The following is a 19,771-nucleotide window of genomic DNA, read 5'->3' as shown; positions in this document are numbered from 1 at the left end:
TATTGAGCTGATCTGTGACTGTGCTGCTGGCCAAGCCTTATTTAATCCTGTCGTATTCCTTACAAAGCAGATCCGTGATCCGGGATACCTCATCAAACTGACCGTGAAGAAGCACATAGTTCTTCTCTATCAAAAATTTGATGTGTTCGGCCGTATTTTTTTTCATGTGCCGGTCAAGGAGCAAAATGCTGGAATAATAGTCGATTCCTTCAATGACACCGACACCGCCAATTGACGAGTTTAGCCCCAATTGTTTTGTAAGCCATGGACTGGGGGACTTTTCTATATGTGCTGTAATCGTTTTAAATTTTTTTTGGGAAAGTTTTTTAAAGAAGCTCTTTAAAGCGTTTAACAGTATTCCATCATCCTCTTCATAAAGCTCCAGCGAAAAGGATTGCCCGCTGTTTTTGTCCCAAGACAGGCAATATCTTAAAGAAGGAAACTCTCTTAAAAGGTCATTCAGTAAAAATAGCTGTCCCGGCGTACATTTCTCTGAAGTAACAACCCCGATTAAGGCTGTTTTTAATTCCCGCTGAAAGGAGCCTTCCAATGCGGGGTGAAGATCTGAGAACAGCCAGACTTTAACACCCTCCGGAGTTTGTCCGATAAGCTGGCTTTCTCTAGCATTTCGGCCGGGTTTTGTTTCAGCGGATTCAGCCCTGGCAGAAACCCGCTGCTTCCCTTGTACCAGGGACAGGGTCTGAAGCTGTGCAATTTTTTCTTTAGCGGAAGGCGTGGGTGAAGAAAGTGAAACTGTCTGCCTTCTAAAGTTTGGTTGTGGATTAGCAGCCTGGGGCGGGTCTGCATGCTTAACAGCTATTCTTTTATTCATTTTTTCTTTCTGATAATTTGGCCGGCTGATGCCCGGTATACCCGACTCCAATCCCGGCTGGCTTTGGTGCGGGGAAAAATTGGCAGCTCCCTTAATAGGATTTACTTTTTGCTTGCTGTAGGGCTTCATCACTTCTTCTACAACACTTTTAATAAAGTCAGACACACATTATGCACCTCCACTTATGGAACATCTTCTTATAGAATTTTGCGAAGTTCTGAATGAGGGCGGGGTATCACATTAGCCGAAACCAGTTCTCCTCCAGCCACTGTATGAGCAGTCTTCCCAACCTCGACAGCAGCTGTAACTGCCGCCACATCCCCTTCAATAATGACGGTGACAAGTCCGGATCCGACTCTCTTTAAATCAACTAAGCTGACATTTGCTGCTTTTGCCATTGAGTCCAGCGCTGCAATAGCTGCTGTCAAGCCTCTTGTTTCTATTAAGCCAATTGCCTTCATTTTTGACCTCCTCTACTGCAAAAGCTTAAAGATAGTCTTCGAGATTCACTTCAATGGGGATTGAAGTTCTTTTAAATAACTCTTCTTTTCCAAGCGGATAGGTTGCATCGATGCCCATCTTATCACTGACTCCTTTTAAATGATGAGAAGACTCGAGCGGTGAACCCTTCGCACCCTGTACGATAAAAATATCATCCCCCGCCTGCACTCTTGTCGCTATAGCCCACTCAACATCATCCGAATCAAAGATATCGACGTCATCATTCACAACAACCACATGCTTTAAATCCTTATCGCTTGCAAAAGCTGCAAGTGCCGCCTGTTTGCCGTCACCATCATGCTTCTTGTCAATTTGTATGACTGCATGATAGCGGGCGACACCGCCCATCGGGATATGTACAGCTTTGATATTTGGAACAACCTGCCTGACGGTGCTTAAAAGTGTAGCTTCCCTGACAAGCGCCATTGGCAGCCTTTCTTCATAACTTGATGGAAAAATAGTCTGTGAGATAGCGTTATTCCGGTAAGTAACGGCTGAAAATTCTACTATCGGCTGTGGCGTTCTGGTGCCATAATAACCGGCCAGTTCGCCGAACGGACCTTCCAGTTCTCTTTCAAATGGAAGCATCTTGCCTTCCAGAACAATTTCCGCTTCAGCCAGTACTTCCAAATCGACCGTTTTGCACTGAACCACATCCAGAGACTGGCCAAGCAGTGCACCTGCTACATCCAATTTGTCGGTATGATACAAATGCGTACTGATCTGAGAACTTAAGACAACAGCCGGAACCACCCCAAACATAACAGCCACTTCCATCGGTTCGCCGATGCTTTCATAATGGGCATATTGCTCCATCAGCTCCGGGGATGTTATGAGAATGTTCGTTCGATTGCCGCCAAGGTATTGCATCCTGCGAATCGAGGTATACCTTTTTCTGCCCGATAAGTCTTTAACCACCAATATTCCTGCTACATAATAAGCACCTGAGTCATCTGCATGATAGGTTGGGATAGGAAACAAATCTGCCAGATCGAATTCCCCGGTCACAAGATTCTCCTGAACAGGACCAGTTTGCCTTAAAGTTGTCGGAATAGGATTAACTATTGATTCGATGATTTTAGGTATAAGTTCAGATGGGGTGATCCCCATGCTGTCCGCCAAAAGTTCTCTGTCTCCTCCCAAACCGGCAGCCATGGAAGATTGATAGCCTTTGATTTTCTGAAATAAAAAAGGCTGTCTGCCATTTTTCGTATTTATCACTGCTCCCAGTTCATAGAGAGGGTCCACCTCTTTTTTCACCCGATGAAGAAGTCCCATGCTATCCCATCTATCCAGCAAAGCCCTCATTGTTACAGGGTTCATGCCTTTTCCCCCCATCTCTCCAAGAGCTCATGGTCGATATCCAGCATGTCCAATATCCTCGCCACCATAAAGTTGGCCAGCTCCCAAATTTCCGTCGGCTTATGATAAAAACCTGGAGATGCGGGCATTATGCAAGCCCCGCTCTCAGCAAGGAGAGTCATATTGCGCAGGTGAATCAAATTAAAAGGAGCTTCTCTCGGAACAATAATAAACTTTCGATTCTCCTTCAAAACAACACTGGCAGCCCTGCTTAGAAGTGTATCCCCGACTCCGTTCGCAATCGCACCCAATGTATTCATCGAACATGGCACAATCACCATTCCGTCTGTTTTAAAGGATCCGCTGGCAACCGCAGCGAAAAGATTCCGGTTGCTGTGGATAGCGGCATATTCCTTCAGCTCGTCCATCTTGACCCCGCATTCAAATTGCATTACTTTTTCTCCCATCTCCGTAGCAATTAAATGCGTTTCGATCTCTAATTGATGAAGAGCGCGGATCAGTGTATATGCATACAATGATCCGCTTGCTCCGGTTATGCCCACTAAAATTCGTTTTTTCCTTGGAACTGGAGAAGAGTTAGACAACGGATTCGTCTTGGGAGAATTTCTTTTTAGCCAGTTCTTTGTATTCTTCTGTTGATAATATATCTCCGAAAATGTCAATGTCTCTTAGACCAGATACGTGCATATCATCATCCTGTGAAGCGGTGGCATCTGAAACGCAAATCACATTATAGCCATGATACAAGGCATCAGAGGCGGTACTGCGTACACATACATTGGTCCAGACTCCAGTAAGGACGACCGTATCAATTTCTTCTTCTCTCAGGAAGAGATCAAAATCGGTATAGCTGAATGCACTATGCCGCCTCTTTTGGACCACATAGTCTCCTTTGCTCTCATCCGGCTGAAGCTCTGGAATGAATTCAGAACCCCAGGTTCCCTTTATGGCATGGACAGGTCTTACACGGAAATCACGGTCATTCTTTCTGTGAGCCTCCTGAACATGCACAACCTGGATATTGTGATCATGTGCGAATTCAATAAGCTCTTGAATTTTAGGAACAATTTTTTCGCCATTTTCACACCTTAATGCTGCTTTTTCGCCTATAAAGTCGTTTAACATATCAATAATGACTACACAGTGTTTTTTTCCCCTAAGTTCCAATCCGTTCTGCCTCCCTCGATATAAATAGTTATTGCTGTGCTACAGGATCTTTAGTTTTCACATTTACCGCTTCATATTTTTCAAACTTAAATGTTCTCTCAAGCCTCTGGATGCTTTGGCGTGGAACATACTCACCATATCCCGCTTCTCCGACAATCCCTTTGTCTTCTTCAAAGACTACGTTTCCGCGGATAATGGTCTGGACTGGCTTACCTTTTAGTTTCATGCCATGCAGCGGGTTGTATTTAGCCATTGATTCTGTTTTCTGCTCATCAATTACATATTCTTTTTCAAGATCAATAACCGTGAAATCTGCATCACTGCCAATTTCCATTGAGCCTTTCTTAGGATAAATGCCATAATGAATGGCGGCATTTCGGCTCGTTACTTCGACAAATCTTGATAGGGATAGACGGCCTTTATTTAACCCTTCACTGACAAGGATTGGCACCATCGTTTCTACCCCAGGAATGCCAGGGAAGGTGTTCCAGATCGTTGCACCAGGATAATCCTTTTCGGTGGCAATTTCATATGGAGCATGGTCAGTTCCGACAAAGTCGATTGTTCCATCAGCCAAAGCCTGCCAGTGGGATTCGTTATCCTCTTTTCCACGCAGTGGAGGAGCAATCTTTGCATAAGAGCCCCGCTCTGACATTGAATCCTTAGCATTAAGAACAAGGTAGTGAGGGCAGGTTTCAGCTGTAACCTTGACACCACGCTTCTTAGCAGCTTTAACCAGCTCGACGCCTTCCTTTGTGCTCATATGTACTACATGTACACGTGCGTCTGTAGCTTCCGCGAAGCTGAGAATCAGTTCAATGGCCACTTTCTCAGCGAGGCTCGAACGAGCTTCAGCCCATGCAGGTCCGTCAAGGCGGCCTTCTTTTTCAAGTTTCTTCGAATTGAATGTGCAGATATCGTAGTTTTCGGCATGAACACCAATCGGAAGACCGGTTTTTGCCACGTTTTTGAAAATCTCCAGCATTTCTGCGTCAGATACTTTAGGGAAGGTAGGCACAGAAGGAGTCATGTAAACTTTAAACGCAACAACTCCCTGATCGATCTGAGGGTAAATATTATCAATCCAGCCTTCACGTGCATCTTCACCTGTCATGCCGCCCCAGAAGCAGTAATCAATATAAGCCTGATCTCTGATTGGTCCGATTTTTTTATTGAAGCTATCCCCATCCCGAACAGACGGCTTGCTGCAGCACGGCATATCGATAATGGTTGTTAAGCCTCCGGCTGCTGCAGAACGGCTGCCGGTTGCAAAAGTCTCTCTGTGAGTAAAACCGGGATCCATAAAATGAGTATGCGGATCAATACAGCCTGGAACGACTAATTTCCCTTGAATATCAATGACCTTAGATGCATTGAGAAACGAAATGTCATTTGTGTAGCCGACAATCTTTCCCTCGTTTACTAGAATATTCGTTAAAACCTGACGATCTCCCTGCGGAATATTTGCATTTTTCAGAATTAAGTCCATTTACCCTGCTCCTATCTATTAATTTGATTTCTGCCTCAAAAAAAGAGGCAGATGGTTACAGTTGCTGCTATTAAATCATTTCAGCTGAGTGATCTCCTTTCAGCTGTTCGATTCTTTCACTTTCACTTATATTTAACTCTTTATAATTAAATACCAAATTTAATAAAATTGCTGTGATGCTTCCCAGTACAATTCCATTTTCAACCAGAAGCCGTGCACTTGTCGGCAAACTCTCAAAAATCTGCGGTACAACTGCCGAACCAAGTCCGATTCCTATTGAACAGGCAACAATCAGCAGGTTTTCATTTTTGCTGAAATCCACTGCAGAAAGCATTCTGATTCCTGATGAGATAACCATCCCAAACATTGGAATCATGGCTCCACCAAGAACAGCCATAGGAATAATCGTAGTCAGAGCAGCCACTTTAGGTAAAAGGCCTAAAGTCATTAATATGACACCAGCTGCGATAACAACATTTCTCGTTTTTACTTTAGTCAATGCTACCAGTCCCACATTCTGTGAAAAGGACGTATAAGGAAACGCGTTAAAAATGCCCCCTATAACAACAGCCAGTCCTTCTGCACGCAGCCCTTTTTTTATGTCTTTAGAGTCCAGCTTTCTCTCACAGACATCTCCGAGAGCGAGAAATACCCCAGTAGATTCAATCATGCTCACAATCGCTACTAAAGTCATCGTAAGGATGGCTGAGGCATTGAATGTGGGAAATCCGAAATAAAACGGCTGAACAACATGAAACCAGGAAGCCTGGCTGACTTCGGCAAAGCTGACGAGCCCCATAAAATAAGCTGTTATCGTCCCGGCCACCAATGACAGCAGGACAGAAATCGCTTTCATATAGCCTTTAAAAAACCTGTTCATTAAAATAATCAGCACCAGTGTAAATGCAGCCAGGAATAGATTTTCCGCACTTCCATAATCAGGTGAACCAAGCCCGCCTGCAGCATTATTCATGGCAACAGGAATCAGTGATACCCCGATAATAGCGACGACTGAACCGGTAACGACCGGCGGGAAAAACCTCATAATTTTACTCATAAATTGTGATAGGATCATGACGATAATGCCTGAAGCAATAATAGCCCCGTAAATGGCAGTAATGCCCTGCAAATTCCCGATGGCAATCATCGGGCCGACTGCTGTAAAAGTACATCCCAGAATGACAGGCAGCCTAATGCCAAAATGCTTCCCCCCTATAACTTGAAGCAATGTAGCAATCCCGCAGGTAAACAAATCAATCGATATTAAGTAAGCAAGCTGCTGGGCATTAAGCCCAATTGCCGGTCCCACAATCAGCGGTACAATGACAGCACCTGCATACATGGCTAGCACATGCTGAAATCCCAAAGTCCCTACCTTCCAAGGATTTAGCTTTTCCAAAGATTTTCCCCCCAGGTTTAATTCTTTGTTATGCCATAGCCTACTCCAGCATTTTAAAAAACGGCATCACCTCCCAAAAGAAATATTTGTATAAAAAAAACCGCAGCAATAGATAACATCAAAGTAAACCAGATGTTCTATTACTGCGGTCTCATTCAGCTTCCGTTAAACAAAAGACAAAGGAACCGCTCTTATATTCAGGTTTAAGAAAACTGCGTCATGCACAGCTCCCCCAAACATAATGTAAAACTGCTATTCTTCAAAATAAATAATGGTGCATGCTTCTTCAGTAACAGGATCATAATCTTTTAAAATCGTTTTGACTTTTAAATGAAGAGCATCTTCAATCAATCCTTTTAAATGCGATTTGAATTCAACAATCAATGCTGAATCAACCGAAATGGTCAGATGATGGAAGTTCCGGCTCAGCATCTGCAGTGCCTGAACACGCTTATGCTGGGCAAAGATGATGACTCTATCATCAAAAGTTTCAATACGCTGTTTTTTTACGCCTGTTCCATAGATCTCCTGGTTGACTCGATTATAGAGAAAAGCGAGATCTTTTTTGATTGTCTGAGATAATTTTGAGGTTAGTACAGTCATGTAATCCTCCTGTAATCACTATATTAAACAAGGCAATTTTATAAGTCAACATCTTTTTCAGAAAATTCTTACTTGACAAAATATTGACTTAACTATTACACTACAAATCAACTCCCCCTCTATTTCTATAATTGTCCCAATAAAACCTCCCTTCAGCACCATGAAAAATTAAATAGAATTTTTCGTATAACCTCAATAATCGGTTTGAGGGTTTCTACTGGGAACCGGAATTCCTATCTACGAAAGGTATATTTTCTGTGTACTTCATACAGGAACCTTTTGTGCAGGAATTTTTTTGTGCTTATTAGTCTATTTAGAAGAAGATGCATAATATCATAATTTAAATACCTCTGCTTGCTCGCCAGGCTTATATCCCTACAAACTGCTAACACTATCTTTTCATTGTCATTATAGTTTCAAAATCTATGAGGAGGCGAAGATTTGAAAAGTATTCAATTTATTGTTAATGGAAAGGAATGTACGGTCCTTTGCCCGCCTGCGAAACCGCTCCTTGATGTTTTGAGGGAAGATCTGGGTCTGACTGCCAGCAAGGAATGCTGCGGAAAGGGAGAATGCGGATCATGCTCTGTTTTAATCAATAATGAGGTTGTTTGTTCCTGTCTTATTCTCACTGGCCAGGCGGAAAACCAGGTGATCACTACTTGTGAAGGAGTCGGATTATCGCCAAATCTGGATGTGATTCAAGAATCATTTATTGCCGAAGGAGCAACACAATGCGGGTACTGTACTCCGGGAATCATCGTATCTGCAAAAGCATTCCTGGATGGAATTGACCATGTTCCATCCGTTGGGGAAATTAAAACCGCATTAGGAGGCAACCTCTGCCGCTGTACAGGCTATACCAAAATAATTAAGGCCGTTCAGACAGCTGCCAGCCAAAAAATATCCGAGCCGGAAACAATCCGATAATCCATGACACATACCGCCATTTTGCTTGCCGCGGGCCAGTCCAGCAGAATGGGTACTCTAAAAGGACTGCTGCCATGGAATGGAACGACATTATTCGAGCATCAGCTAAACACCCTCAGTAAATCGGTGTTCACTGATCTTGTAGTCGTATTGGGATGTAAAGCTGAAAAATTCCTTCCACTCGGAAAAAATCATTCTGCAAAAATGATAATAAATGAACATTTTCAAGATGGTAAATGCTCGTCCATCATTGCAGGGGTGAAAGCTGCAGACACGTTATCAGAAACGATTCTGATTACATCCGTGGACCAGCCGCTTCATTCTGACATCGTTGATAATCTCGCCGGGAATCTTACAAAAAGCGGCTGCCTGATTGCAGTCCCCAGCCACCAAGGCAAAAGAGGACACCCCATCCTCTTTTCCTCCCGATTAAGGAACGAGCTTTTATCGATAAAGGAAGAGAAAATGGGCTTGAGACATGTAATTCAGCAGCATGAGAAATTTCTCCTTGAGGTGCCAGTTGAAAATGAGCAAATTCATCTTAACCTGAATCATCAGGAAGATTATAAAAATGCTCTTAAAAAATATACCAGGAGGTAAGTCGATGCTTGTTTCAGAGATTGACATGATTACCCCTTCCTCTCTATCCGAATGTCTGCTGCTGCTATCAAAGGAGGGCAGAATCCATAGATTGATAGCCGGCGGTACAGATGCTGCAGTCCGGATGAAGGAAGGCAAATGGCGGCCGGAGGTTTGGATCAATATAAAAAACTTAAATGAACTGCGGTATATCGAGGAAAGTGATGATTATATCCATATTGGCCCATTGACCACACATACAGATATTATTCATTCTCCGCTTCTGCAAAGAAAAGCGGATGTACTTGTGGACGCAGCGCGTGAAGTCGGCGCCACTCAAATGCAGAATATGGGAACAATCGGCGGCAATATTGGAACTGCTTCCCCTGCAGGTGATACCCTGCCGGCTTTGTATGTTCTTGGAGCAAGGCTTGAACTCACTTCTATGTCAAATAAACGAATCCTTCCAATCGAAGAGTTTATCCTTGGTCCCGGCAGGACAGTTTTAAAAGAAAATGAAATGATCACAAAAATCCTCATAAAACCGCAAAAACCAAATGAAATAGGCATTTTCCAGAAGCTCGGCCCCCGGAAAGCACAATCTATTTCCATTGTGAATGTTGCTATTTCGCTCACAATGGACCAGGACCTGAAATGCAAGGAAGGTAAAATCGCCTTCGGGTCTGTGGCACCAACTATTATCCGGGCACGCAAGTGTGAATCTATGCTTCCCCTCGGACAGCTTAATGATGAATTAATCCGGAATATCGCCAAAATTGCCTGGAAAGAGGTCATGCCCATCACAGATGGAAGAGCAACTGCTACATATAGAAGGGATATGGCGAGCGCTTTATTGGAAAGAGGATTGTACCGTTTAATCAGGAGGTGGAATAACCAGTGAACACCAAATGGGTTGGAAAAAGGGTGAAAAGAATTGATGGCCCGGAAAAAGTAACCGGAGAATTAAAATATATGACCGATTACCATTTTGACAATATGGTTTGGGGCAAAGTGCTGCGGTCTGAATATCCGCACGCAAAAATAAATTCCATTGAAATTGAAGCAGCCAAAAATCTGCCTGGTGTTATATGTGTACTAACCCATAAAGATATTCCCGGATTTAATGGATTTGGGATTGTTGTTCCCGACCAGCCTGTTCTGTGTTCTGATGTCGTCCGGTGCACAGGGGACGCTGTAGCCCTGGTGGCCGCAGAAACACTGGAAATCGCCGAGCAGGCACTGAGTTTAATTAAAGTGGACTATGAGCCCCTTGAAGTTGTTGCAGATGCTGAATATGCCCTGACAGATTCTGCTCCTAAGCTTCACCCTGATGGCAATCTGCACAGCCATGTCAAAATTAATAACGGTAACATTGAGAAAGCCTTCGAGGAAGCTGACATCATTGTAGAGAATACCTTCTACTCTCCCCGGCAAATGCATGCTTTTATCGAAACAGAAGGCGGCTGGGGGGTAATGGATGACGAAGGCTTCCTCACGATTCGCTGCCCTGGCCAATATGCATACCGCGATCGAATGCAGATTGCAAGGTCCCTGGCTTATAACCCTGAAAGAATAAGAGTCATTTCAAGCCCAATTGGCGGTGCCTTCGGCGGGAAGGATGAGATCACGGTTCAAATATACCTTGCTCTCCTTGCGCTCCATACAAAGGGACGGCCTGTAAAAATCCATTTAAGCCGGGAAGAGTCTGTCATTGCTGGCATAAAAAGGCATCCTTTTAAAGTCCAGATGAAGACTGCTGCTAAAAAAGACGGGACACTTCTTGCCAATCAGGTAAAAGCCATAGGAGATACTGGTGCTTATGCATCACTTGGAGGGGCAGTTATTGCCCTTGCGATCGAACATTCATGCGGCCCTTATAAAATTCCCAATGTGGATCTCGAGGGCTTCTGTGTGTATACCAATAATGGCATTGCCGGTGCTTTCAGAGGCTTTGGCGTCAATCAGGTATGCATGGGAATTGAAACACATATGGACATGATTGCAGAAAAGCTGGGAATGGACCCTATCGAATTGCGCAAAAAAAATGTCTATCACCAGGGAGAAGTTTCAAGTGTCGGCCATATTGTCAAATCCAGTGTTGGCACCTATAAAACCCTGGAAACAGCAGAGAATTGCGATCTGTGGAAGAACCGTGAAAAGTATAAATCCGAAGTAAGTGAGCCATGGAAAAAACGGGGAGTTTCTGTAGCAACATCCTTTCATGGCATCGGAATGGGTATTGGCCTTCCTGACTATGGAGCCGCCTCTATTGAACTGCTGCCGGATGGAACATTCCTTGTAGGTGTGGGCTGCGAGGAGATCGGAGGAGGCAACAGCACCGCCTATGCCCAGATAGCCGCTGAAATGCTGAACTGTGATATCAGCAATATTAAAATCGTTCAAGGTGATACACAAAAAACCCTTGATGGCGGTACAGTAACTGCCTCCCGCTCCACCTATACCGGAGGAAGAGCTGTTGCGGCAGCAGCACCCAGGATGACTGAGCTTCTTATTCAAACTGCTGCTGAAATGTTGAATTTAGATTCATCTCAAATTGACTTAAGACCGAACCATATTTCAGCCCATGGAGAAATCATCCCTTATAAGTCTATCTATAAATACCTTTATGATCATCATCAGGCAACTAGAGTAGAAGGACACTTCTACCTGCCGAAAGAAAAAGAAGAAATCAAAGGTTCAGGCGGTGCTCCCCACCATTTATACGGTTATTTGACACATGTGGTGATGGTGGAAGTTGATACTTTAACAGGTGAAACGGAAGTTTTGCGGGTTGTATCCATCCCGGATGCGGGCAAAGTCATTAATCCGCAGGGGCTGGAGGGCCAGACTGAAGGCGGAGCCGTAATGGGCATCGGCTATACCCTGTATGAAGATGTACTGATCGAAAATGGATATCATAAAACGCGGAATTTCACTGATTATATCATTCCTACTATCCGCGAGACTCCTTTGATTGAGACCTTTCCGGTAGAAGAGCCCGAACAATCAGGGCCCTTTGGGGCGAAGGGAATTGGAGAAGTGGTGATGATTCCGATTATTGCTGCTATCATGTCAGCCATATATGATGCAACCGGAGCCAGAATCCGCCATCTGCCCGCTACTCCCGAAAGAGTGTTCAATGCATTAAAAGATCTCAAAAAACAAAAAGTCCAATCCTCAAGGTGATCCTATTGATGAGCCGCAATTTATTTGCCAGATTAGAAGAGTCAATCAAAAACCGGAAAGATACATTTCTGCTGACCATGACAGATTATCCGGATGAAAAACTCATTGGAACGAAAGCTTTATTATGGCCTGACGGAGATTTCTGCACCGAAGCCTCCCTTCTGCCGCTGGATGTGAGAGATTTATTAGCGGTACATTGCAATAAAATGGTCACTAAAAAACGATCCGGCACTGTGAGATTTATGTGGAAGGATCGTTTAGTTGAGTGTTTTGCTGAGTACTTCCCTTCTCCTCTCCATTTGATCGTCGCCGGTGCCGGCCATGTGTGTGAACCCGTGGCAGAAATGGGACGTATGCTCGGATTTTTCGTGACAGTAATAGACGATCGGAAAGAATATGCAAACAGGGAGCGCTTTCCAAATGCAGATGAAGTGGTTTGCCAATCCTATCTGGATTATTTCCAGCATGTCGACATTACAGATAAAACCTATATTCTCCTTCTCACCCGGGGACACAAGTACGACGTTCTCAGTTTGAGTGAACTTTTAAAAAGGGAAAGTCGGGCAGGATATATTGGCATGATCGGCAGCAGAAGACGTATTTCAGGTGTATTTGAAGAACTTCAGCAGGATTTTCCGGATGAAAGCTTTGAAAACTTATACACCCCTGTGGGTCTCGACATTGGTGCTGAAACTCCTGCAGAGATTGCAGTCAGCATCATGGCAGAAATTCTGAAAGTGAAAAATCAAAAATCCGGAGATTCCTTAAGTTCGCAAATTAAAAGATTTGCAAAAATGGGTTTCCATGAGGGGGCTGCCAAATGGACCAAATGCAGCTTATAAAGCGTACCCTCGATATCAGGAAAGGAGGTGAGAAAGCAGCACTCGCCACAATTATCCGCACGAAGGGCTCTACCCCGAGAAAAACCGGAAGCCGGATGATTGTGTTCCCCTGCGGAAGAATAGAAGGAACAATTGGCGGAGGCTGTGGTGAAGCAGAAGTAATTGAGAAGGCTTTCCAGGTCATACAAACAAATACCCCAAGTCAAAAGCGCGTAGATTTAACAAAAGGGCTGTTTTATGAAGATGGCGGAATATGCGGTGGAATTATGGATGTTTTTATTGAACCCATCTAACCAGGAAAATAGATCTCCCGCCTGTTCCATGGTCAAGTCAGTTCGTGTCTCTGGATGAACATTAACCATGAATAAGGAGTGACCTTTCATGTCGATGATTGAAAAGGATCTTGGGTCGGGCCTCCCGCCTGCCTCTAATGCGAACCTCTTAGAACGGCTCTTTAAGCTTTCCGCACGGAACACAAATGTAAAGACAGAAATTCTGGCAGGCATTACGTCGTTTATGACAATGAGCTATATCATCTTTGTCAACCCGATTATCTTAGCTGACGCTGGAATACCAAAAGAAGCCGCATTGGCTGCAACGATTTACGCAAGTGTCTTCTGTACCCTTCTAATGGCACTGTGGGCAAATTTCCCTGTAGCAGTAGCTCCAGGCATGGGGCTGAATGCATTTTTTGCGTATACAGTTGTTCTTGGTCAAGGTCTTTCCTGGCAAACAGCCCTTGGAGCTGTATTTATATCGGGTATAGTGTTTTTAATTTTGACAGTTACCGGGGTCCGGCAGAAGATCGTAGATGGTGTCCCGGATGTCTTAAAGTCAGCTATAGGTGTAGGGATTGGTTTATTTATTGCTTTCATCGGGTTAAAAAATGCAGAACTTGTAGTCGCAAATGACGCTACGTTTGTCGGCTTGGGAAGTATCACAAGCAAGGGGCCGCTTCTAGCTCTATTCGGATTAATTATTGCCGCCCTCCTGATGGCAAAGAAAGTAAAAGGCGCCCTGCTTATCAGTATATTGGGTACAAGTGCAGCAGCCATGATTATTGGCTTCATTGCCTACCCAAAAGCCGTAAGTGATATCGTGTCACTCAATCTCCCAAGCATGTCTGAGACGTTTCTGGCTATGGACATTATGGGAGCAGTAAAATATGGCATCATCTCAGTCATTTTCTCCTTTACGATTGTAGAATTATTTGACAATTTAGCTACCCTCATCGGATTATCAAGAAAAGCTGGCCTCACAGATGAAAATGGAAAAATTGAAAACCTGGATCGTGCCCTTCAGGCAGATGCAGTTGGAACGATGGCAAGTGCAGCCTTCGGAAGCACTGCCTTAAACGCTTATGTGGAAAACGCCACAGGGATCTCGGAAGGCGGACGCACTGGTTTAACTTCTTTAACCGTAGCTGCACTGTTTTTCCTGTCGCTCATTTTCGCTCCACTCATCTATTTCATACCGTCTGTCGCCACTGCACCTATTCTTATTCTGGTTGGCGCCTTAATGCTTAGTGAAATAAAACATATTAGCTTTGATGACTTTACTGATGTAATTCCTGTATTTTTAACGATTGTTCTCATGCCATTAACTTTCAGTATCGCCCAGGGACTGGCATTCGGCTTTATCTCTTACACAGTGCTTAAGCTTCTTACAGGCAAGCATCAGCAAATCCATTGGATCATGTATTTTGTCAGTGCTGCTTTTATTATTAATTTCATTATGGGCGGACATTAATCTCATGACAGTCATTTTTTAAAAAGCGAGGAGTCCGAATGAAGCTTACCCTTGAAACGTTACGAAAAAGAATTGATGTGGCGGCCAAAAGAACTCCTGCCGATCTGGTTATTAAAAACGGAAAAGTAATAAACGTATTTACACGTGAAATCATCGAGGAAGACATAGCGATTGCGGATGGATTCATAGCTGGATTAGGAAGCTATGAAGGCAAGGAAATTATTGATGCTGGGGGCAGCTATATCGCCCCCGGCTTTATTGATGGGCATGTTCATATTGAGTCGGCGATGGTTACTCCTGCTGAGTTCAGCAATGTTGTCCTCCCCCATGGAGTAACGACTGTGATTGCAGACCCTCATGAAATAGCCAATGTCAGCGGAAATGACGGCATTGACTTCATGCTGGAATCTTCAGATGGTATCCCGCTCGATGTATTTTTTATGCTTCCATCCTGCGTGCCTGCAACTCCATTTGAAAATGCCGGCGCTTCCCTCAGCTACACAGATCTCGAAAAATATTACAGTCACCCAAGAGTGCTGGGGCTCGGTGAAGTTATGGATTATCCCGCTGTTATGAACAATGATGATGGAATGCTGAAAAAACTGGAAGCAGCTTATAGTAAAGGAAAATGTATTGATGGGCATGCAGCAGGACTTAATTCGGATGAAATCAATATTTACATGGCAGCCGGCATAAGAACAGACCATGAATGCATCAATCCTGAAGAAGCACTGGACCGAATTCGCAAAGGGATGTATGTTATGCTGCGGGAAGGGTCTGCGGCAAGAGACTTATTGTCACTTCTCAAATCTGTCAGTGAACAAAACGCACGGCGCTGTTTATTCGTTACAGATGACAAGCATCTGGATGACCTGATCAATGAAGGCAGCATCGACTATAATGTCAGAATGGCCATTAAGGAAGGGATGGATCCTCTCCTAGCCATACAAATCGCTACTCTGAATGCAGCAGAATGCTTCGGCCTGAAAAATAAAGGGGCTATTGCTCCCGGGTATGAAGCCGACCTGATTTTTCTGAGTGATCTCAGGAATGTCAAGGTTGAGAAAGTTATGAAGACCGGAGTAATTGCTGCAGAAAACGGGGTCATGAAGAATTCAGTTCCAAACAGCATTGCACCTGCAGCACCCATCTTGAACAGTGTCATAATCAGCAGCATGAGCTATGAAGATTTAAGCATTCCGATTGGGAATGGTGACTGCAATATCATTGGCATTATACCGAACAGCATTGTGACCAGGCACCTGGTGGAAAAGGCAGAATCAATTGATGGTAATTTCCAGCCAAATCCTCATAGAGACCTCTTAAAGCTGGCTGTTGTGGAGCGGCACAATTGCACAGGCAGCCTGGGACTTGGCATTGTGAAGGGAATAGGGATCACAAGAGGCGCGATTGCTTCAACAGTTGCCCACGATTCTCATAACATTGTCGCAGCAGGCACATCGGATGAGGATTTGCTGGCTGCCATTAAGCAGACCGCAGCCATGAAAGGCGGCCTGGCTGTAGTCCAGGATGGGAAGATTCTTGCCGAACTGCCTCTGCCTATTGCAGGGCTCATGACTGATCGGGATTCTTCATTTATCCATTCACGTTTATCCCAATTGAATCATGCACTTATGACAATCGGATGCAGCATGGAATTCAACCCGTTTTTGACGCTCTCATTTTTAGCGCTTCCGGTTATCCCTGAACTAAAATTAACTGATAAGGGTTTATTTTCTGTAAGATCTTTTAGCCACATTAAAGCTGAGGCAGAAAAATAAGGCCGGGATGTTCTCCGGCCTTTCTTTCATTTTTTAGCTGCTTCCTTATTAGTTAAAGTTAAGGCAGACCAGGCTGTTTCATCTGCAAAGTACCTGCTCCAGCTTGCAACACCGGCTAAATTATACTTCTTAGCTAATTCAGCCCGTTTGGATAGTGAAATTTCATCTTCAAGCCACACTCTGTATGTGATTTTATCTTTTTCTGAATAATGCTCCGCATAATTTTGCCCGCTTACCGGATCGTATACCGGAGTAATTTTATTTTGACTGAGCCATTCTTTCACTTTGCCCATCGAAAGGGCTTTGGAAGAAACATCCCCATTTGATTTTTGTTCCCATAATCTTGTATATAAAGGCACACCCAATATTAATTTCTCATTGGGCACAACCTCGAGCAAAAGTTTCAGGTTTTCCTCGACCCACGGGAGGCTTGCTACACTTCCCGCAACCTGTGAGCTGCCCCAATGCTCATCATAAGCCATGACTACCATATAATCTGCTATCCCGGCAAGCTTATCCCTTTCATAAAAGGCCGACCAATTACCGCTTGATGAAATGAAGGTGATATCCATCGACACTACTAAACCTGCGTCATGAAAGTATGGAGTGGCTTCCCTCACAAACTGTGTAATGAAAGGCCCGTCTGCAGGATTAACATTTTCAATATCAAGATTGATCCCGTTTAATTCATATAATTGACTGAAATGCAGAAGCTGGCGAATCATATTCTGTCTTGTTTCAAAAGAACCAAAAGCTTCATGTGTTAATTCAGGGTCAAATGCATTTGAAAACAAACCCCAAATTTGGTATCCCTGTTTTCTGGCCCATTTTGCATAATCCTTCGAACCCAGGTTCTTGATATTTCCTTTTCCGTCCGCAAGCTCAAACCATGTTGGTGAAATGACATTAACACCAGGCATTTTTGGGATGCTCGAAGTATTCGGGTTTTTAGTATATACAGCTTCCCAGGTCAGCTGAATTGGACCTTCCATTTTCGGAACTGTGTTTTTTGTTTCTTCAAGAGAAATAGCTATCTCCTTCCTCTCTCCCTTTTTTATGTATTTCTTTTTCAAAAAGCCGGCTGTACCGTCTTCTTTTCTTATAAAATAGTAGTCTTCTTTTTCCTGTTCTATAAATACATTCTCTTTCGGAGCCACGGATGCCGTATAGGGTGAATCCAGGCTTGCTTTCGTTCGCAGCCGGAGCAATTCTTCATGAATTTCTTTTTCCTGCACTTTACCAGCAACCATTGTCTCTCCATTCTTTTGAACCCAAACTGCATTTGTATCGGATAGAAGCGAATACGTTATTGGGTAGAAAACCAATAGGGGCTCAATCGCCAAATACCTGTCTCCTTCTATCTGTTTAACAGCTGAAAAGTCCAGTTTCACAGGCTTATCATTGACATAATAGGTCGACGATTCAGACGGCATCTGCGCTACTTTGTTTTTAGTGGCAATAATGATAGATTGTGAATGTTCATCAAAAATCATCGCTTCGTCAATAAACTCCTGCAGAAAAGTTAGTGGCAGGTAAATCGTTTCCCCTTCTATATAAGCATTTCCCGCCTGTTTGCCCATAAACAAAATCGGATGATCTCCTTTAAAGTAATCTGCCTTCTCCTTTGAAGCAAAAGGGTAAAAAATTAGAATTATGCTTGAGGTTATCAGTGTAAAAGCAAACAAAAGCCCCGCAAAAATAAGTTTTTTAGCGGAAGGCTTTTGTGGTCTTGTTTCAATTTCATACATTCCTTTTCCTCCCCCTGCATTCATCGTAACGAAATTATCAAAAAATGGGAAGAAAATTTACAATGTTTTCCTATTATTTCACCCCTCCTATATTAACGGAATTTATATAAGAAAGGTTTCATGTTTTTGTCAGTATGTTGTAAAGTGAGTAAGCTTCTGCAGTCTGTAAGTAATATATTTAACCCCCGGCATTTTCTCATTGGATGAATAGTTCTTTGTATAAATGGCACCGTTATTATTCCAAAGCTTATTAAAATACCTGTCAACATCCCTCATAACCTGGGATTGGGCTGGGGCACTGATTTTTATATTTGTCTCCAGGTTTAAATCATCCAGATTTCTTCTTGTAAAATTAGCTGAACCAGCTATGATCAAACTTTTTTCTTTGCCGGTTACATACATGATTTTTGGATGGTATTGTTCAAATCCAGTATTATACCATCTGATTTTTATGTTTTCATGGCCTAGCTTGTCCAATTCAGCTGCAACAGGTATATTAGGCAGCCCAATTTTTTCAGATCCGAAAGCGTTCTGGTTGGGATCCAGGATCATTTGTACTATAACTCCCCGGTCGGCTGCTTCTTTAAGTGCGTCAACCACTTTTCGGTCAGCAAGATAAAACATGCCCAGCCAGATGGTTTCCCCTTTCTTGACTTTATTGATTTCTTGAAGGATATGTTTATAAATCTTGCCTTCAGTCAGCACCTGGGCCTTAAGCGGGCCGGTTTTATTGCTCTTTTCAGGTTTGAAATCTGCCAATTTGCCGGATGCTGAATAATCGACCACTGCCTGCTCGGTTTTGACGAGATCAGCTAAGATTGGCCCTTTTACTTCAAATGCTATATTGGAATGAAACCCGCTGGCATTGTGAGGGTTTCCTGAAGTTACAATTCCTGTTTTTTCCGTCACAAAAACCTTCCTGTGATTTGCTTTTATGTTCATTAGATCAAGATAGGACCTGAATGTCACTTTTGGAGCGTTTTCTGCAAGCGGATTGGGCAGCCAGCCTTCACCAGCCTGGCCAAACCATTGTATAAATACACGCCAAAATGCCGAATAAATGGGATTTGAATCCCTTAAAGGAACTAGTGAAGTATAAACCACGTTTATGCCATTCTCTTTAAGTTCCCGGAATTCCGGAACTTCATGCGATCCATAGGTGCTGTTAATCCGATCTGTGATCACAGTAATATCCATATTCGGGCGGCTGAGCTTTTTTTCAATCAGCTTATCAGTTATTTTACCGCTAATATCCGGATATTTTTTATCCCCATCGTTAAATCCATTAAATAAAAACATATCCATCACTATAAAATCCTCTGACTCGTCAATTGCTTCTAAAATACGCTGAAAGATCTGCTGTTCACTTTCTCTTTTGCCATTTTCTTTCTCATAGGTTAAATCGTAAAGGAACTGAACATCCTCTGCAGAATATACTTCCCCTTCGAATGAAAGACCCTTTGGCAATGATTTATTGGATTGATAGATAATGGTTGCTGCCAATACCAGCACAAGGCTCAATATGGGTATCCATACCTTTTTTATTTTTACTTTTCCCAGAACCTTTTTCACCAAGACTCCCCCTGCTCCTTAGACTGCGATAACTATATATAGACCATTTTTGACTATTGTAAACTCATCT

At 43.4% G+C, this 19,771-nt stretch carries 18 protein-coding genes and 1 riboswitch; of the genes, 8 read left to right on the top strand and 10 right to left on the bottom strand.

Annotation, left to right across the window (positions count from 1 at the left end; translation table 11 throughout):
* Positions 1-37: 37 nt before the first annotated feature.
* From BK139_RS02330 to BK139_RS02295, 8 genes are all read right to left on the bottom strand, one after another.
* A complete protein-coding gene (locus tag BK139_RS02330; RefSeq protein ID WP_076256394.1) occupies positions 38-997 on the bottom strand; it encodes a hypothetical protein in 960 nt (319 codons plus the stop codon).
* Positions 998-1,029: 32 nt separating this feature from the next.
* Positions 1,030-1,293 carry a BMC domain-containing protein gene (locus BK139_RS02325; RefSeq protein WP_076256391.1) on the bottom strand — a complete coding sequence of 88 codons (264 nt, stop codon included), beginning with the start codon at positions 1,291-1,293 and terminating at the stop codon, positions 1,030-1,032.
* 25 nt (positions 1,294-1,318) lie between these two features.
* On the bottom strand, positions 1,319-2,656 hold the full coding sequence (locus tag BK139_RS02320) for a UbiD family decarboxylase (protein ID WP_076256389.1): 1,338 nt from the start codon (positions 2,654-2,656) through the stop codon (positions 1,319-1,321).
* Positions 2,653-3,240: a UbiX family flavin prenyltransferase gene (locus BK139_RS02315; protein ID WP_420485106.1), complete on the bottom strand. Its 588-nt coding sequence runs from the start codon at positions 3,238-3,240 to the stop codon at positions 2,653-2,655. Before BK139_RS02315 ends, BK139_RS02320 begins: the two co-directional genes overlap by 4 nt.
* The gene (locus BK139_RS02310) at positions 3,233-3,823 is read right to left on the bottom strand and encodes a cysteine hydrolase family protein (protein ID WP_076256384.1); all 591 of its coding nucleotides are present in this window, start codon (positions 3,821-3,823) and stop codon (positions 3,233-3,235) included. Before BK139_RS02310 ends, BK139_RS02315 begins: the two co-directional genes overlap by 8 nt.
* A 28-nt stretch (positions 3,824-3,851) precedes the next feature.
* Positions 3,852-5,312: an allantoinase AllB gene (allB, locus tag BK139_RS02305; RefSeq protein ID WP_076256382.1), complete on the bottom strand. Its 1,461-nt coding sequence runs from the start codon at positions 5,310-5,312 to the stop codon at positions 3,852-3,854.
* Between the two features lie 70 nt (positions 5,313-5,382).
* Positions 5,383-6,711: a nucleobase:cation symporter-2 family protein gene (locus BK139_RS02300; RefSeq protein ID WP_076256379.1), complete on the bottom strand. Its 1,329-nt coding sequence runs from the start codon at positions 6,709-6,711 to the stop codon at positions 5,383-5,385.
* A 252-nt stretch (positions 6,712-6,963) separates the two neighbouring features.
* Entirely contained in the window at positions 6,964-7,314 is a 351-nt protein-coding gene (locus tag BK139_RS02295) for a Na-translocating system protein MpsC family protein (RefSeq protein ID WP_076256378.1), read from the bottom strand.
* Between the two features lie 162 nt (positions 7,315-7,476).
* Positions 7,477-7,574, top strand: a riboswitch (purine riboswitch).
* Positions 7,575-7,755: 181 nt separating this feature from the next.
* Here BK139_RS02295 and BK139_RS02290 point away from each other — a divergent pair.
* The 8 genes from BK139_RS02290 to ade all read left to right on the top strand — a co-directional run bounded on the left by BK139_RS02290 (position 7,756) and on the right by ade (position 16,381).
* On the top strand, positions 7,756-8,244 hold the full coding sequence (locus BK139_RS02290; protein WP_076256376.1) for a (2Fe-2S)-binding protein: 489 nt from the start codon (positions 7,756-7,758) through the stop codon (positions 8,242-8,244).
* Between the two features lie 3 nt (positions 8,245-8,247).
* Positions 8,248-8,844, top strand: coding sequence for a nucleotidyltransferase family protein (locus BK139_RS02285; protein WP_076256372.1), 597 nt, complete (start codon positions 8,248-8,250; stop codon positions 8,842-8,844).
* 4 nt (positions 8,845-8,848) lie between these two features.
* The gene (locus tag BK139_RS02280) at positions 8,849-9,724 is read left to right on the top strand and encodes an FAD binding domain-containing protein (RefSeq protein ID WP_076256370.1); all 876 of its coding nucleotides are present in this window, start codon (positions 8,849-8,851) and stop codon (positions 9,722-9,724) included.
* Entirely contained in the window at positions 9,721-12,009 is a 2,289-nt protein-coding gene (locus BK139_RS02275; RefSeq protein ID WP_076256368.1) for a xanthine dehydrogenase family protein molybdopterin-binding subunit, read from the top strand. The genes BK139_RS02280 and BK139_RS02275 overlap by 4 nt, the downstream gene beginning before the upstream one ends.
* Positions 12,010-12,017: 8 nt before the next feature.
* Positions 12,018-12,851 carry an XdhC family protein gene (locus BK139_RS02270; RefSeq protein WP_076256366.1) on the top strand — a complete coding sequence of 278 codons (834 nt, stop codon included), beginning with the start codon at positions 12,018-12,020 and terminating at the stop codon, positions 12,849-12,851.
* Positions 12,830-13,144: an XdhC family protein gene (locus BK139_RS02265; protein WP_076256364.1), complete on the top strand. Its 315-nt coding sequence runs from the start codon at positions 12,830-12,832 to the stop codon at positions 13,142-13,144. Before BK139_RS02270 ends, BK139_RS02265 begins: the two co-directional genes overlap by 22 nt.
* An 88-nt stretch (positions 13,145-13,232) precedes the next feature.
* Entirely contained in the window at positions 13,233-14,600 is a 1,368-nt protein-coding gene (locus BK139_RS02260; protein WP_076256363.1) for an NCS2 family permease, read from the top strand.
* Between the two features lie 38 nt (positions 14,601-14,638).
* Positions 14,639-16,381 carry an adenine deaminase gene (ade, locus tag BK139_RS02255; RefSeq protein ID WP_076256361.1) on the top strand — a complete coding sequence of 581 codons (1,743 nt, stop codon included), beginning with the start codon at positions 14,639-14,641 and terminating at the stop codon, positions 16,379-16,381.
* A gap of 26 nt (positions 16,382-16,407) precedes the next feature.
* On the opposite strand, the gene BK139_RS02250 is transcribed toward ade, so the two are convergent.
* Positions 16,408-18,129 carry a glycosyl hydrolase family 18 protein gene (locus BK139_RS02250; protein WP_076256359.1) on the bottom strand — a complete coding sequence of 574 codons (1,722 nt, stop codon included), beginning with the start codon at positions 18,127-18,129 and terminating at the stop codon, positions 16,408-16,410.
* A 129-nt stretch (positions 18,130-18,258) separates the two neighbouring features.
* A complete protein-coding gene (locus BK139_RS02245; RefSeq protein WP_076256357.1) occupies positions 18,259-19,701 on the bottom strand; it encodes a phospholipase D family protein in 1,443 nt (480 codons plus the stop codon).
* Between the last annotated feature and the right edge of the window lie 70 nt (positions 19,702-19,771).

This window comes from Paenibacillus sp. FSL R5-0490 (genome assembly GCF_001956215.1).
In the GTDB taxonomy this organism is placed as follows: Bacteria; Bacillota; Bacilli; order Bacillales; family Cytobacillaceae; genus Cytobacillus.
Note: the sequence above shows the minus strand (reverse complement) of the source record. Positions and strands in the feature narration are given on the sequence as shown.

What these genes read in the sequence shown, in the direction of transcription:
- BK139_RS02325 (WP_076256391.1), bottom strand. Translation starts at nt 1,293, where the DNA reads ATGAAGGCAATTGGCTTAATAGAAACAAGAGGCTTGACAGCAGCTATT.
- BK139_RS02320 (WP_076256389.1), bottom strand. Translation starts at nt 2,656, where the DNA reads ATGAACCCTGTAACAATGAGGGCTTTGCTGGATAGATGGGATAGCATG.
- allB (WP_076256382.1), bottom strand. Translation starts at nt 5,312, where the DNA reads ATGGACTTAATTCTGAAAAATGCAAATATTCCGCAGGGAGATCGTCAG.
- BK139_RS02295 (WP_076256378.1), bottom strand. Translation starts at nt 7,314, where the DNA reads ATGACTGTACTAACCTCAAAATTATCTCAGACAATCAAAAAAGATCTC.
- BK139_RS02285 (WP_076256372.1), top strand. Translation starts at nt 8,248, where the DNA reads ATGACACATACCGCCATTTTGCTTGCCGCGGGCCAGTCCAGCAGAATG.
- BK139_RS02280 (WP_076256370.1), top strand. Translation starts at nt 8,849, where the DNA reads ATGCTTGTTTCAGAGATTGACATGATTACCCCTTCCTCTCTATCCGAA.
- BK139_RS02270 (WP_076256366.1), top strand. Translation starts at nt 12,018, where the DNA reads ATGAGCCGCAATTTATTTGCCAGATTAGAAGAGTCAATCAAAAACCGG.
- BK139_RS02265 (WP_076256364.1), top strand. Translation starts at nt 12,830, where the DNA reads ATGGACCAAATGCAGCTTATAAAGCGTACCCTCGATATCAGGAAAGGA.
- BK139_RS02260 (WP_076256363.1), top strand. Translation starts at nt 13,233, where the DNA reads ATGTCGATGATTGAAAAGGATCTTGGGTCGGGCCTCCCGCCTGCCTCT.
- ade (WP_076256361.1), top strand. Translation starts at nt 14,639, where the DNA reads ATGAAGCTTACCCTTGAAACGTTACGAAAAAGAATTGATGTGGCGGCC.
- BK139_RS02250 (WP_076256359.1), bottom strand. Translation starts at nt 18,129, where the DNA reads ATGTATGAAATTGAAACAAGACCACAAAAGCCTTCCGCTAAAAAACTT.